This window comes from Streptomyces sp. NPDC029152 (genome assembly GCF_055564355.1).
Map to the genome: position 1 here is coordinate 70,011 of NZ_JBVHWR010000024.1, position 13,051 is coordinate 83,061.

At 72.1% G+C, this 13,051-nt stretch carries 15 protein-coding genes; 4 read left to right on the plus strand and 11 right to left on the minus strand.

Annotated elements, in window-relative coordinates; genetic code table 11:
* Positions 1–3: 3 nt before the first annotated feature.
* Entirely contained in the window at positions 4–1,929 is a 1,926-nt protein-coding gene (locus tag ACZ4V6_RS32460) for an AMP-dependent synthetase/ligase (RefSeq protein ID WP_467834299.1), read from the minus strand.
* Between the two features lie 346 nt (positions 1,930–2,275).
* Here ACZ4V6_RS32460 and ACZ4V6_RS32465 point away from each other — a divergent pair, with 346 nt between their 5' ends.
* Positions 2,276–3,130, plus strand: coding sequence for a MaoC/PaaZ C-terminal domain-containing protein (locus ACZ4V6_RS32465; RefSeq protein WP_467834301.1), 855 nt, complete (start codon positions 2,276–2,278; stop codon positions 3,128–3,130).
* On the opposite strand, the gene ACZ4V6_RS32470 is transcribed toward ACZ4V6_RS32465, so the two are convergent.
* Positions 3,115–3,792: a TetR/AcrR family transcriptional regulator gene (locus ACZ4V6_RS32470; RefSeq protein ID WP_467834303.1), complete on the minus strand. Its 678-nt coding sequence runs from the start codon at positions 3,790–3,792 to the stop codon at positions 3,115–3,117. The two genes, ACZ4V6_RS32465 and ACZ4V6_RS32470, sit on opposite strands and share 16 nt — an antisense overlap.
* Positions 3,793–3,823: 31 nt before the next feature.
* Complete coding sequence (locus tag ACZ4V6_RS32475; protein ID WP_467834305.1) at positions 3,824–4,408, minus strand: TetR/AcrR family transcriptional regulator; 585 nt, start codon at positions 4,406–4,408, stop codon at positions 3,824–3,826.
* A 70-nt stretch (positions 4,409–4,478) separates the two neighbouring features.
* Here ACZ4V6_RS32475 and ACZ4V6_RS32480 point away from each other — a divergent pair, with 70 nt between their 5' ends.
* Complete coding sequence (locus ACZ4V6_RS32480) at positions 4,479–5,372, plus strand: NADP-dependent oxidoreductase (protein ID WP_467834307.1); 894 nt, start codon at positions 4,479–4,481, stop codon at positions 5,370–5,372.
* Positions 5,373–5,463: 91 nt separating this feature from the next.
* Here ACZ4V6_RS32480 and ACZ4V6_RS32485 read toward each other — a convergent pair whose 3' ends face one another.
* The 8 genes from ACZ4V6_RS32485 to ACZ4V6_RS32520 all read right to left on the minus strand — a co-directional run bounded on the left by ACZ4V6_RS32485 (position 5,464) and on the right by ACZ4V6_RS32520 (position 11,311).
* Positions 5,464–6,771 carry a dicarboxylate/amino acid:cation symporter gene (locus tag ACZ4V6_RS32485; RefSeq protein ID WP_467834309.1) on the minus strand — a complete coding sequence of 436 codons (1,308 nt, stop codon included), beginning with the start codon at positions 6,769–6,771 and terminating at the stop codon, positions 5,464–5,466.
* 79 nt (positions 6,772–6,850) lie between these two features.
* Complete coding sequence (locus tag ACZ4V6_RS32490; RefSeq protein WP_362492336.1) at positions 6,851–6,952, minus strand: putative leader peptide; 102 nt, start codon at positions 6,950–6,952, stop codon at positions 6,851–6,853.
* Positions 6,953–7,090: 138 nt separating this feature from the next.
* Positions 7,091–7,390 carry a DUF4229 domain-containing protein gene (locus tag ACZ4V6_RS32495; protein ID WP_467834311.1) on the minus strand — a complete coding sequence of 100 codons (300 nt, stop codon included), beginning with the start codon at positions 7,388–7,390 and terminating at the stop codon, positions 7,091–7,093.
* 100 nt (positions 7,391–7,490) lie between these two features.
* Positions 7,491–8,015 (minus strand): GNAT family N-acetyltransferase, encoded by a 525-nt coding sequence (locus tag ACZ4V6_RS32500; RefSeq protein ID WP_467834313.1) that lies wholly within the window; start codon positions 8,013–8,015, stop codon positions 7,491–7,493.
* 9 nt (positions 8,016–8,024) lie between these two features.
* A complete protein-coding gene (locus ACZ4V6_RS32505) occupies positions 8,025–8,696 on the minus strand; it encodes a UdgX family uracil-DNA binding protein (RefSeq protein WP_467834315.1) in 672 nt (223 codons plus the stop codon).
* A 173-nt stretch (positions 8,697–8,869) separates the two neighbouring features.
* Complete coding sequence (gene mqnE / locus ACZ4V6_RS32510; RefSeq protein ID WP_467834317.1) at positions 8,870–10,033, minus strand: aminofutalosine synthase MqnE; 1,164 nt, start codon at positions 10,031–10,033, stop codon at positions 8,870–8,872.
* A gap of 48 nt (positions 10,034–10,081) precedes the next feature.
* A complete protein-coding gene (locus ACZ4V6_RS32515; RefSeq protein WP_385472710.1) occupies positions 10,082–10,537 on the minus strand; it encodes an Lrp/AsnC family transcriptional regulator in 456 nt (151 codons plus the stop codon).
* Between the two features lie 90 nt (positions 10,538–10,627).
* On the minus strand, positions 10,628–11,311 hold the full coding sequence (locus tag ACZ4V6_RS32520; protein ID WP_467834319.1) for a UbiX family flavin prenyltransferase: 684 nt from the start codon (positions 11,309–11,311) through the stop codon (positions 10,628–10,630).
* Between the two features lie 272 nt (positions 11,312–11,583).
* Here ACZ4V6_RS32520 and ACZ4V6_RS32525 point away from each other — a divergent pair, with 272 nt between their 5' ends.
* Complete coding sequence (locus tag ACZ4V6_RS32525) at positions 11,584–12,438, plus strand: helix-turn-helix domain-containing protein (RefSeq protein WP_467834321.1); 855 nt, start codon at positions 11,584–11,586, stop codon at positions 12,436–12,438.
* 40 nt (positions 12,439–12,478) lie between these two features.
* Positions 12,479–12,934: a hypothetical protein gene (locus tag ACZ4V6_RS32530; protein WP_467834323.1), complete on the plus strand. Its 456-nt coding sequence runs from the start codon at positions 12,479–12,481 to the stop codon at positions 12,932–12,934.
* Positions 12,935–13,051: the final 117 nt, after the last annotated feature.

Consider the following 13,051-nt stretch of genomic DNA (forward strand, 5'->3'; position numbering starts at 1 on the left):
CGCCTACCCCTCGTACAGCGCCTCCACCGTCTCCGCGAAGTCCCGCATGATCACGTCGCGCCGGAGCTTCATCGAGGGGGTCAGATGGCCCTCCCACTCCGTGAAGTCCCTCGGCAGGACGGCGAAGCGGCGGATGGACTCCGGGCGGGAGACCAGCTTGTTGGCCTCGTCGACCGCCCGCTGGAGCACCGCGCGGACCTCCTCGTCGTCGGTCAGCAGCTCCGGCGGCACCGGGTGCTTGCCGTTCATCCGGCGCCAGTGGGTGATGCCGTCGGGGTCGAGGGTGAGCAGGGCGGAGACGTAGGGGCGGCGGTCGCCGAGGACCATGCACTGCGAGATCAGGGGGTGCTGGCGCAGCCAGTTCTCCAGCGGGGCCGGGGCCACGCTCTTGCCGCCCGCCGTGATCAGCAGCTCCTTCTTGCGGCCGGTGATCGTCAGGTACCCCTCGTCGTCCAGGCTGCCGAGGTCACCGGTGGGGAACCAGCCGTCGGGGGCGGCCGGGACGACGCCGCCCGCCCGGGGGTCCCAGTAGCCGTGCAGGACCTGGTCGCCGGCGATCAGGATCTCGCCGTCCGCGGCGATCCGTATCCGGGTGCCGGGCAGCGGCCAGCCCACCGTGCCGATGCGCGGTTTCAGCGGAGGCGTCACCGTCGCCGCCGCCGTCGTCTCGGTGAGCCCGTAGCCCTCGTAGACCTGGATGCCGGCGCCGGCGTAGAAGGCGGCCAGGCGGCGGCCGAGCGGGGAGCCGCCGCAGATGACGTGCCGGACCCGGCCGCCCATGGCGTTCCGGATCTTGCGGTAGACGAGGGGGTCGTAGAAGGAGCGGGCGGTCCTCAGGGCGCGGTTCGGGCCGCCGCCCGAGCCGGCCCTGTGGGCCTCCATGGCCTCGCCGTGGCGCACCGCCACCGAGACCGCGCGGTCGAAGACCGCGGCCCGCCCGCCCGCCTCGGCCTTGGCGCGCGCCCCGTTGAAGACCTTCTCCAGCATGTACGGGATGGTCAGCAGGCAGGTCGGCCGGAAGGCGGCCAGGTCGGGCAGCAGGTCCTCCGGCTTCAGGCTCGGCGCGTGCCCGAGGCGGACCCGGGCGCGGACGCAGGCCACGGCGACCATCCGGCCGAAGACGTGGGACATGGGCAGGAAGAGCAGGACCGACGGTTCCTCCGCCTGCGTCTTGAAGACGGGGTAGAGCAGCTCGATCGCGTTGTCCACCTCGGCGAAGAAGTTGCCGTGGGTCAGCACGCAGCCCTTGGGGCGGCCGGTGGTGCCCGAGGTGTGGATCACGGTGGCGAGCGTGCTCGGGCTCAGCATGCCCCGGCGTACGTCCACCTCCGCGTCCGGCACCCCCGCGCCCAGCTCGGCGAGCTGCTCCACGTGGCCCTTCTCCATGATCCACAGGTGCCGCAGGTCGGGGAGGCGGCCCAGCTCGGGGCCGAGGGCCGCCGCCTGCGCGGCCGTCTCGGTGACCAGGGTGACCGCACCCGAGTCCTGGAGGATCCAGCGGACCTGGAAGAGCGAGGAGGTCGGGTAGACCGGGACGGTGACGAGACCCGCGGCCCACGCGGCGAAGTCCAGCAGCGTCCACTCGTACGTCGTCCGGGCCATGATCGCTATCCGGTCGCCCGGCATCAGGCCCTCGGAGATCATCCCCTTCGCCACCGCCAGCACCTGCCCGGCGAACTCGGCCGCCGTCACGTCGCTCCAGCGTCCGTCCCCGGACCTGCGGCCGAGGACCACCGCGTCGGGGGCGGCGGCCGCGTTGTCGAAGGGCAGGTCGGCGAGGGAACCGTGCCGCACCGGCGGGGCGAGCGGCGGCACGTACGCCTCCCGCACGGCCCCGTCCAGGCGGCGCGTCTCGGGAGCCACCAGGGTGGGACCGGGCGAGTCGGCGAACGCGGCGGAGGGGGCGAAGGAGGGAAGCGGGGTGGACACGGGCGGCTCCTGGGACGTGCAGCGGCGGCACTGCTCGGCTGCATGACGTACGTGCCTCGCGCGCGGAGGCGTTCATCGCCGGACCCGGCGGACGAGGCCCTGCCGGGGGTCACCGGCGGTCAGGCTCGGGATCGTACGGGGCCCGCGTGGGGGGTTGGTGCGGGTTCGGGGATGGTCCGGCGCCGGGACTGTGCAGCATCGGGGGTTACCTGCGGGTAGATCACCTTCGTCCCGGAACGGGCGGCGCGCCGCACCTCTCCGCGGCGGGACGACCACGACTTACCACCGGTAACATTACTCCAGAGGACGTGCCGTTCAGGCCTGTCCACGGAGCTGGGGGTCATCCATGGCCGACGACCGTCCGCTGGCCGCCGTCCCCGCGCTCCCGCCGCTCCTCGCCCGCGGCGCCCTGCTGTCGCCCCTCAAACGGCCCCGCCCCGACGCGGACCCCCCGCGCACCCGCCTGGTGGTCCCCGGCCTGCGCGTGGACCTCGCACGGCTGGCCGCCTACGAGCGGGCGTGCGGCTTCCCGGCCGGCACGGGCGCGCTCCCGCCGACGTATCCGCACGTGCTCGGCTTCCCGCTGGCCGTGCGGCTGATGAGCGGCCGGGACTTCCCGCTGCCCCTGCTCGGACTCGTCCACACGTCGATCGACCTCACCCGGCGGGCTTCCCTGCCGGCGACCGGGTCCTACGAACTCGCCGTGCGCGTCCAGGCCCTGCTGCCGCACCGGCGCGGCACCGAGGCCGCGGTCGTGACGGAACTGCGGGCCCGCGGGGAGCTGGTGTGGGAATCGCGCAGCACCTACCTGGCGCGGCACGGCACCGGGGGGCGCGGCTCCCCCGACGCCCCGCGACAGGGGGAGACGCCGCTGCCCGTGCGCGCCGGGTGGCGGCTCGCCGGTGACCTCGGGCGGCGCTACGGAACCGTGTCCGGCGACCGCAACCCGATCCACCTGCACCCCCTCACCGCCCGCCCCTTCGGCTTCCCCCGCCCCATCGCGCACGGCATGTGGACGGTGGCCCGGTGCCTCGCCGAGCACGGCACCCCGGAGGCGGTCGCGGTGCGGGCCGCCTTCCGGGCGCCGGTACCGCTGCCGGGGACGGTGACGTACGGGGCCCGGAACGGGCGGTTCGAACTGCGCGGCGCCGAAGGCCGGCTGCACCTGTCCGGCGAGGTCGCTCCCTATCCGGCGGCGTGAGCCACCGCTTCGGCCCCGGACTCCTCGGGCGGGGTCCAGGGCCGGTCCGCCATCAGGTCGCCCAGGCCCGCCCAGGCGAAGTTCATCAGGGTCGCCGCCGCCTGCTTCGCGCTGACGCCCTCGGTGGCGTTGGCCCAGTCGGCCAGCGACTCGGCGGCACCGACCAGGGCCTCGGCCAGCCCGGCGACCTCGCGCTCGGGCAGGTGCGGGTCACGGTGGGCGTCCCGCGCGGCGGCGGCGATCAGCTGCGTCACGAACGCGACGATCTCCGCGCGCATCACGGCCACCTCGGCGGCGAACGGCTCGCCGTGGGTGCGGGCCTGCAGGTGCAGCACCGCCCAGGCGTCCGGGTTCCGGGCGGTGTGGGCGAAGAAGGCCCGCAGGCCCGACCAGAGCTGGCCGTCGGCCGGCAGCCCCGGGCGGACGCCGGCCCGCACGGCCTCGGTCAGCGCCCGCGCCTCACGGCGGATGCAGGCGGTGAAGAGGTCCTCCTTCGAGTTCAGGTAGAGGTACACCAGCGGCTTGGAGACGCCCGCGAGTTCGGCGATCTCGTCCATCGACGCCGCCATGTACCCGCGCTGCCCGAACGTGCGCACCGCGGCGTCCAGCATCTGCTGCTCACGGACCGCACGCGGCATCCGCTTGGTCTTCCCCACACCCATGAGCATCAGCGTACGGTCCGCGCGGCCGCGATCAGGACGTCCGCGCTCCGGTGGCCGCCCAGGCCGCCTCGATCATCCGGAAGATGTCGTCCACCGCCGCCCGGGGGTCGTCCGCCGTACGGGCCAGCGCGTGGGCGTCGACCACGAACCTTGCGATCGCCCGGCAGGCCGTGGTGGTCCGCGGCAGGCCGAGATCGGTGGCGACGGCCGCCGCCAGCGAGTCCGCGTGCCGCAGCCTCATCGACTCCTCGTACTGCCGCAGGGCGGGGGACGCGTCGATCATGCGCCAGACCGGGGCGGCGCCGGGCGCGGCGCAGTGCGCCACCAGGGCCTGGACCTCGCGGCGCAGCGCGGCCATGAGCGGCTCGTCCTGCCCCCGGTCGGTGACGGCCTCGGTCAGGCGCCGCTCGAAGTCCGTGTCCCGCTCGAACACCAGGGCCTCCTTGGACGCGAAGTGGGAGAAGAGCGTGGTGACGGCCACATCGGCCTCTGCGGCCACGTCACGGATGCCCACCTCGTCGTACCCGCGCTCCAGGAAGAGCCGCAGGGCGGTGTCGGCGATCTTCTGTCGGGTCGCGGCCTTCTTGCGCTCGCGACGTCCCGTCGGCACGGTCATGCTCCGACCCTATCAGGTACAAAACAATAACCGTTTCAAAACACTAACCGTTAGTGCTACGGTCCTCGGCATGAAGAAGGTGAGCTTCGCCGAGTTCGGCGGACCGGACGTGCTGCAACTGCTGGATGCCCCGGAGCCCCATGCGGGCCCCGGGCGGATACGCATCGCCGTGCGGGCGGCAGGGGTCAACCCCGTCGACTGGAGACTCCGTGAGGGCCAGGTGCTGGCGGCCCATCCGATCGAACTGCCGGCAGGGGTCGGGCTGGACGCCGCCGGGGTGGTGGACGAGGTCGGCGACGGCGTCGACGGGGTCGCGGTCGGCGATCCGGTGTTCGGCGAGGGCGCCGACACCTATGCCGAGTTCGCCGTGCTGTCGGCGTGGGCCCGGATGCCCGCGGGCCTGTCGTTCGAGGAGGCGGCCGGGTACCCGTCCGTGGTGGAGACCGCGTTGCGCGTCATCCGCGAGGTCGGGGTACGGCCCGGGCAGACGCTGCTGGTCAGCGGGGCGGCCGGGGGAGTCGGATCGGCGGTGCTGCAGATCGCCCGCGACCGCGGCATCGCGGTGATCGGCACGGCCGGCGCCCGCAATCAGGACTACCTGCGGGAACTGGGCGCCGTCCCCACGACCTACGGCGAGGGCTGGGTCGAGCGGGTGCGCGGGCTCGGGCACGTCGACGCGGCCCTCGATCTGGCCGGCTCGGGGGTGATCCGCGAGCTCGTCGAGCTGACCGGAGATCCGCGGCGGGTGCTCACCATCGCCGACCTCGGGGCCCCGCAGGCCGGCGTCCGGTTCTCCGGGAAGGCCGGGAGCATGCCGGAGGCGCTCGCCGAGGCCGTCGACCTGATCGGGCGGGGCCGGCTCCACATCCCGGTCGAGCAGGCGTACCCGCTCGCCGATGCCGCGGCGGCGCACCTCGACAGCCAGGCGGGACACACGCGCGGGCGCCGGGTCATACTCGTCTGACCGCGGCCGGCGCGGACGTGAGAACGGGCCGGTCCCCTCCCGGTGCGGATCGCACCGGGAGGGGACCGGCCCGTGAGCTGCCGGGCGTCGGTCAGGCCGCGACCGGGACGGGCTCCGCGTCCTGCTTCTCCGGCTCCGGCTCGTCCAGCGGCGAGCTGTGCGCCCGGTCGTAGGCCTTGCGGTCGAGCAGGCCCTCGCGGGCGGCGACGATCACCGGGACCAGCGCCTGGCCGGCGACGTTGGTCGCGGTGCGCATCATGTCCAGGATCGGGTCGATGGCGAGGAGGAGGCCGACGCCCTCCATGGGCAGGCCCAGCGTGGACAGGGTCAGCGTCAGCATGACCGTGGCGCCGGTGAGGCCGGCCGTGGCGGCGGAGCCGACCACCGAGACGAAGGCGATCAGCAGGTAGTCGCCGACACCGAGGTGGATGTCGAAGATCTGCGCGACGAAGATCGCGGCGATCGCCGGGTAGATCGCGGCGCAGCCGTCCATCTTGGTCGTCGCGCCGAACGGCACGGCGAAGGACGCGTACTCCTTCGGCACGCCGAGGCGCTCGGTGACCTTCTGGGTCAGCGGCATGGTGCCCACGGAGGACCGGGAGACGAAGGCCAGCTGGATGGCGGGCCAGGCGCCCTTGAAGAACTGGAGCGGGCTGGCCTTGGCGACGGTGGCGAGCAGCGTCGGGTAGACCACGAACAGGACGAGCGCGCAGCCGACGTAGATGTCGGCGGTGAAGGTCGCGTACTTGCCGATCAGGTCCCAGCCGTAGGTGGCGATGGCGCGGCCGATGAGGCCGACGGTGCCGAGCGGGGCCAGGCGGATGACCCACCACAGGGCCTTCTGGAGGAGTTCGAGGACCGACTCGCTCAGGTTCAGGATCGGCTGGGCCTTCTCGCCGAGCTGGAGGGCGGCGATACCGGCGACGGCGGCCATGAAGACGATCTGGAGCACGTTCAGCTCGGTGAACGGCGTGATGACGTCGGTCGGCACGATGCCGGTCAGGAAGTCGATCCAGGAGCCGGTGTGCTCGGGCTTGGCGCCGTCGGCCGGGGTGAGGCCGGTGCCCGCGCCGGGGTTGGTGACCAGGCCGATGACGAGTCCGATGGCCACCGCGATCAGGGAGGTGATCATGAACCAGAGGAGGGTGCGGGACGCCAGGCGCGCCGCGTTGTTGACCTTCCGCAGGTTGGTGATCGAGACGAGGATCGCGAAGAAGACGAGCGGGGCGACGGCCAGCTTCAGCAGGCCGATGAAGGTGCCGCCGATCTTGTCCAGGGTGGTGACCAGCCAGGAGACGTCCTGGCTGCGGGCCAGCCAGCCCAGCAGGACGCCGAGGACGAGGCCGGCGATTATCTGGGCCCAGAAGGGCACCTTGAAGGACTTGGTGAGGGAGGACACGGACGGGCTCCGTAGGGGGACGGGACGCGGGGACGGACGCGCAGTGCTGACGTGGAGAACGGCGGGATGAGGGGGAACGTCAGGGGCGACAGTTCGCGGACGCGCACCGACAGAGGTCCACGTGCAGGCGCGCCACGAGCCCGAGGCTCGGTGGTGTGGCGGGCGCGGCTGCTGACATCATGCGTATGACTTTAACACTTACGCTTTGAGACCCCCAAAGCCTCGCTTTGGGAGGCTGGAGTCGACTCCTGCCCGTAAAACGCAAAGCGCCCCGGTTTCCTGTGGTTCGGAAACCGGGGCGCTCGGACGTGTGAGGGGGTTACGAGGTCTGGCCCTGGGCGCGGGCGGCGTCGTCGGCGAGGTCCTCCTGGCCGCGGCTGGCCTCCAGGTTGGCCTTCATCCGGTCCACCCGCCGCACGACCTGCACGGAGGCGCGGTCGCGCTCCTTGCGCAGCGCCACGAAGCTGATGGGGGCCGAGAGCAGCAGGGACAGCAGGACGATCCACATGCCGTTGGAGTCACCGAGACCGCGCGGGAACACACCGGCGTAGACGAGGCCCCAGACGGCCACGAGGCAGGCCACGAAGATCCCGAGGCGCATCAGCGTGTAGCGGAGCATCTCAATCCACTCTTCCGTTGGGGGAGGCCGGAACGTACCCAAATGGGCACCGTCCAGTGAAGCACGCCGGGACCCGTGCGCCACAGCCGGGGTGGCGCGCTCAGGTCAGCGGCAGCAGCATCGTGATGTCGTCCCGGTCGTCGTCCGGGGCCACCCGGATCGCGTCGGGCACCCGGCCGACCTCCTTGTAGCCGCAGGAGGCGTAGAAGCGCTCCAGGCCGAGGCCGCCCCGGCAGGTGAGCCGGACCGCCTCGATGCCGTCGCAGGTGCGGGCCGCGTCGGCGGCGGCGGCCATCAGGTCCCGTCCGTACCCCCGGCCCTGGTGGCGCGGGTGGACCATCACCGTGTAGAGCCACAGCCAGTGGGTCATCAGCCGGTGCGTGTTGAGGGTGAGGAACGCGGTGGCGGCCACCCGCCCCTCCTCGTCGTGTCCGACGAGGAGCCGGGTGCGGCCCTCGGCCATGGCCACCATGTGCTTGACCAGCTCGGGGCGGATGTCCTCCCGGGTCACCGGCGGTACGAAGCCCACGGAGCCGCCGGCGTCGGACACGTCGGTCCACAGGTCGAGGACGCCGTCGCGCAGCTCGGGGGTCAGGGCGGGGTCGAGCGTGAAAGTAAGGGACACGAGGACATGTTAACTATTACCCGGCTGGCTCCCGGAAGGGTTCCGCGCCAGGACCCGCGCCGCCACCTCCAGGTCGGAGACCAGGCCCCGGTAGGCGCCCTCCCGGTCGTCCGCCCGCAGCACCGCCGACGGGTGCACCGTCGGCACCAGCGTCTCGGTCCGCCCGTGGATCTCCTCCTCCAGGACGGTGCCGCGCACCCGGGTGACCCGGAACGACGGGCCGAGCAGCGCCTTTCCGGCCGTGGCGCCGAGCACCACGATCAGCTCGGGCTCCACCACGGCGAGCTCGGCGGCCAGCCACGGCCCGCACGCCGTCGTCTCGCGCCGGGCGGGCGCCTTGTGGACACGGCGCTTGCCCGGACCGGCCTGCGTGAACTTGAAGTGCTTGACGGCGTTGGTGACGTACGCGTCCGCCGGGTCGATGCCGGCTTCGGCCAGGGCCCGGTCGAGGAGTTTGCCGGCGGGCCCGACGAAGGGCCTGCCCTGGCGGTCCTCCTGGTCACCGGGCTGCTCGCCGACGAGCATGACGCGCGCGTCCGCCGTGCCGGCGCCGAACACGGTCTGCGTGGCGTCCCGGTGCAGGGGGCAGCCGCGGCAGCCGGCGGCGGCCTTGCGCAGGGCGGCGAGGCCGCCGCGCTCCGGAACGAAGGGCTGTGCGGTGTGGTCGTCCTCGGTGGCCATGGGGTGCGGGTACCCGCAGGGCCCGGTTCGGACCCGGTGCCGGGTGCGGGCAGGGGGTGGTCGCTCGCGCGTCCCCGCGCCCCTTCGGGACCCGTGCACCGGACGTCCCCGAAAGGGGCGCGGGGCCGCGCGAACGGCCCCGCCGGCCCGCGGCCGGAGAACGACCGGGGACTTCAGACGCGCATCGGCTGCGGCGAGTCGCGACGCGCCGGGTCGGGACCCTCGTACTCCCGGATGATCTCGTAGCGCGTGTTCCGCTCGACCGGCCGGAACCCGGCGTCGCGGATCAGGTCGAGCAGGTCCTCGCGGGTCAGCTTGTTCGGCGTGCCGTAGTTGTCCGCGTCGTGCGTGATCTTGTACTCGACGACCGACCCGTCCATGTCGTCGGCGCCGTGCTGGAGCGCGAGCTGCGCGGTCTGGACGCCGTGCATGACCCAGAAGACCTTGACGTGCGGGACGTTGTCGAACAGCAGCCGCGACACCGCGAAGGTCTTCAGCGCCTCCGCGCCGGTCGCCATCTGCGTCCGCGCCTGGAGCCGGTTGCGGATCTTGCCGTCCTTCATGTCCACGAAGTCGTGCTGGTAGCGCAGCGGGATGAAGACCTGGAAGCCGTTCGTCTCGTCCTGCAGCTCACGCAGCCGCAGCACGTGGTCCACGCGGTGGCGGGGCTCCTCGATGTGGCCGTAGAGCATGGTGCACGGGGTCTTGAGCCCCTTCTCGTGCGCCAGGCGGTGGATGCGCGACCAGTCCTCCCAGTGGGTGCGGTGGTCGACGATGTGCTGCCGCACCTCCCAGTCGAAGATCTCCGCGCCGCCGCCGGTCAGGGACTCCAGACCGGCGTCGATCAGCTCGTCGAGGATGTCGGAGGCGGACATCCCGGAGATCGTCTCGAAGTGGTGGATCTCGGTGGCCGTGAACGCCTTCAGCGACACGTCCGGCAGCGCGGCCTTCAGTTCGCGCAGCGAGCGCGGGTAGTAGCGCCAGGGCAGGTTCGGGTGCAGTCCGTTGACGATGTGCAGCTCGGTGAGGTTCTCGCCCTCCATCGCCTTGGCGAGCTTCACCGCCTCCTCGATGCGCATCGTGTAGGCGTCCTTCTCCCCCGGCTTGCGCTGGAAGGAGCAGTAGGCGCAGGACGCCGTGCACACGTTGGTCATGTTGAGGTGCCGGTTGACGTTGAAGTGGACGACGTCGCCGTTCTTGCGCGTCCGCACCTCGTGCGCGAGGCCGCCGAGCCAGGCGAGGTCGTCCGACTCGTACAGCGCGATGCCGTCCTCGCGGGTCAGGCGGACGCCCGCCCGCACCTTCTCCTCCAGCTCGCGCTTGAGCCCGGCGTCCATGCGTTACCTCTTTCTCCGACAGACTCCGTCAACCGTACGCCCCGGCGACTAGACCTCTTCGGGCAGCTCGCCCACCCGGTTCTCCCACTTGGTGGAGAGCACGATGGTGGTGCGGGTCCGCGAGACGCCCTTCGTGCCGGACAGCCGGCGGATGATGCTCTCCAGGCCGTCCACGTCGGCCGCGCGCACCTTGAGCATGTACGAGTCGTCGCCGGCGATGAACCAGCAGTCCTCGATCTCCCGCAGGTCCCGCAGCCGCTGCGCGACGTCCTCGTGGTCGGCGGCGTCGGAGAGCGAGACGCCGATCAGGGCGGTGACGCCGAGGCCGAGCGACGCGGAGTCGACGGTGGCCCGGTAGCCGGTGATGACACCGGCCGCCTCCAGCCGGTTGATGCGGTCGGTGACGCTGGGTCCCGACAGTCCGACGAGGCGTCCCAGCTCCGCGTAGGAGGCCCGCCCGTTCTCCCTCAGGGCCTGGATGAGCTGCCTGTCCACCGCGTCCATGCGATCGAAGCCTTCCACTGAAGAGGTCTGAAGATACGTGTGGGGGGAGGTGGTGCTCGCGGGATGTTCTCGTGGGGTGTGCTCGCGTGCTCAGCCGGTGGTGCGCGACCCTCCGCCGAGCTCGCCGCGCCAACGGCGGTACAGGCCGTGCTCGACGCCCGCCGCGTCGAGGACGCGTCCGGCGACGAAGTCCACCAGGTCCTGGATGTGCGTCGCCCCCGCGTAGAAGGCCGGGGAGGCGGGCACCACGCTCGCGCCCGCGTCGTCCAGGGTCACCAGGTGCCGCAGCGTCCGGCCGTCCAGCGGGGTCTCCCGCACGGCCACGACCAGTGTGCGCCCCTCCTTCAGGGTCACGCTCGCCGCCCGCTGCAACAGGTCCTTCGACAGCCCCAGCGCGACCCCGGCCACGCAGGCCGTGGAGGCGGGGACGATCAGCATGCCCTTGGCGGGGTACGACCCCGAGGAGGGCCCGGCCGCGAGGTCGCCCGCGCTCCAGTGCCGCACCCGGTCGCCGTCGAGGTCGACGTCGAAGGTGTCCGGCTTGCCGTCGGCTCCGCGGGCCAGCCACTCGCGCAGGTCCTGCTGCCAGTGGGCGTCGCGGAAGGAGATGCCGGTCTCGTCGAGCAGGGTGAGCCGCGAGGCCCGGCTGACCACCAGGTCGACGCTCTCGCCGGCCGCGAGCAGCGCCCGCAGCACGGATGCCGCGTACGGCGTACCGGATGCCCCCGACACCCCCACGATCCAAGGCGCGCGCTGCGTTTCTCCTGGGTTCACAACCTTGAGCCTACCGGTGGACGGCACAGTCCTCAGGACCGGTCCGCCACTTCGAGGGCGCGGGTGCCCCTGTGACGTGTGCCACTTCGCGGTCTACGCCAGACCACGTCGATTAGCCACATGTCTTTTGGGTACAGGCTACTTGACGGCGGCTCCTCGAATGCGGCCGAATGGTCCTGCCGGAGAGCGACTGGCTGAACGAGCCTCCTAGAATGGACAGGTTTCGGCACGCCAAGTGTCGAGTGCCGCTGTCACCTAGTCGAAGGAGCACCATGCCCACGGCCGTCGACCCCAGCCTCAACCGCCGCAAGTTGCGTCTCGCCCTCAAGGCGGCCCGTGACAAAAGGGGACTCACCCAGCGGGACGCGGCGGATGCACTCGAGTGGTCCCTGTCGAAGGTGATCCGCATCGAGGCCGGAACCGTCAGCCTGTCCGTCACCGACCTGCGGGCCATGCTCCACGAGTACGGAGTCGAGGACCCGGACGTCATCGCCGAGCTGGAGGAGGCGGCCCGGGGCAGCAAGGGCCAGTCGTGGTGGACCCCGTACAACGACGTCATCTCCCCGCCGTTCGGCCAGTACCTGGGCTACGAGAGCGCGGCGAGCGACATCCGCGGCTACCACCCGAGCCTGATCCCCGGTCACCTGCAGACCGCGGACTACATCGACGCGCTCTTCGCGGTCGGCCGGCCCACCCCCAACGCCCAGCAGCGCATCGATCTCCGCCTGGCGCGACAGGAGCGGGTGCTCCAGGACGACGGCCCCATGGTGGAGATGATCCTGGACGAGGCGGCGCTGCGCCGCCAGGTGGGCGGGCCGGCCGTCATGCGCCGCCAACTGGCCTTCATCAAGGAACTGGTCACCGAGCAGAAGGCCAACCTGCGGGTGCTTCCCCTCACCTCGGGAGCGCACGACAGCCTGGACAGCAGTTTCTTCCTCCTCGGCTTCCGGGACGACGAGGACGTGCTGTACATCGCCGGACCGGGGGGCGTGTCCACGATCCGGGACGACCGGGAGGCAGTGGCCCGCTACCAGGAGTGCTTCGAGGACCTGCGGAACAAAGCCCTTTCCGAGGAGGACACCGTGACGCTGCTCGACGATCTCGTCGTCGGATACCACACCGACTGAGACCCGATCAGCGCGCCGCCGGGGCCGGGGGGAGGGAATCATGACAACGGACAAGGCACGCAACAAACGCCGCGATCAGGGACCGGACCCCGAAGCGGCCGGCGCGGACCCCGCACGTCCTGTCACCGCTCCCGGGCCCCGTCGACGGGAGGGAACCGCACTCGTCGAGCTGGTGCTCAGCAGCCGTGAGGCGTGCGGGCGCCTGCTCCGCTGGAAGAAGACGGAGGCGGACACCCGCATCCGGCGCCGCCGGGCCCATGTGAACGACGTATTGCGCGTCGCCCGCAACGTGGCGGCACTGGTCGTCTTCTTCTCAGCCGTGTCGGTCCTGGTCGCCTACGCCGGCATACGGATGGGGGTGCCGCCGGAGATCTGCTGGGCCGGTTCCGTCACCGGAGGCCCCATACTCGTCAGAACGTTCGTCAAGCTCTTCGAGACGCTGCGCTCCGCGCTGCCGGCCGCACCAGAAGATCCACCGTCCAGTGACGCGCTGTAGCCGGGGACCGCACCCACCACCAGCCCGCGGCGGCGGCCACCGCCGCCAGTACCGCCAGCCAGAGCACCGCCCGCGCCCAGGTGCTGCCGCCCAGCAGGGAGGCTCCTGCCCCGGTGC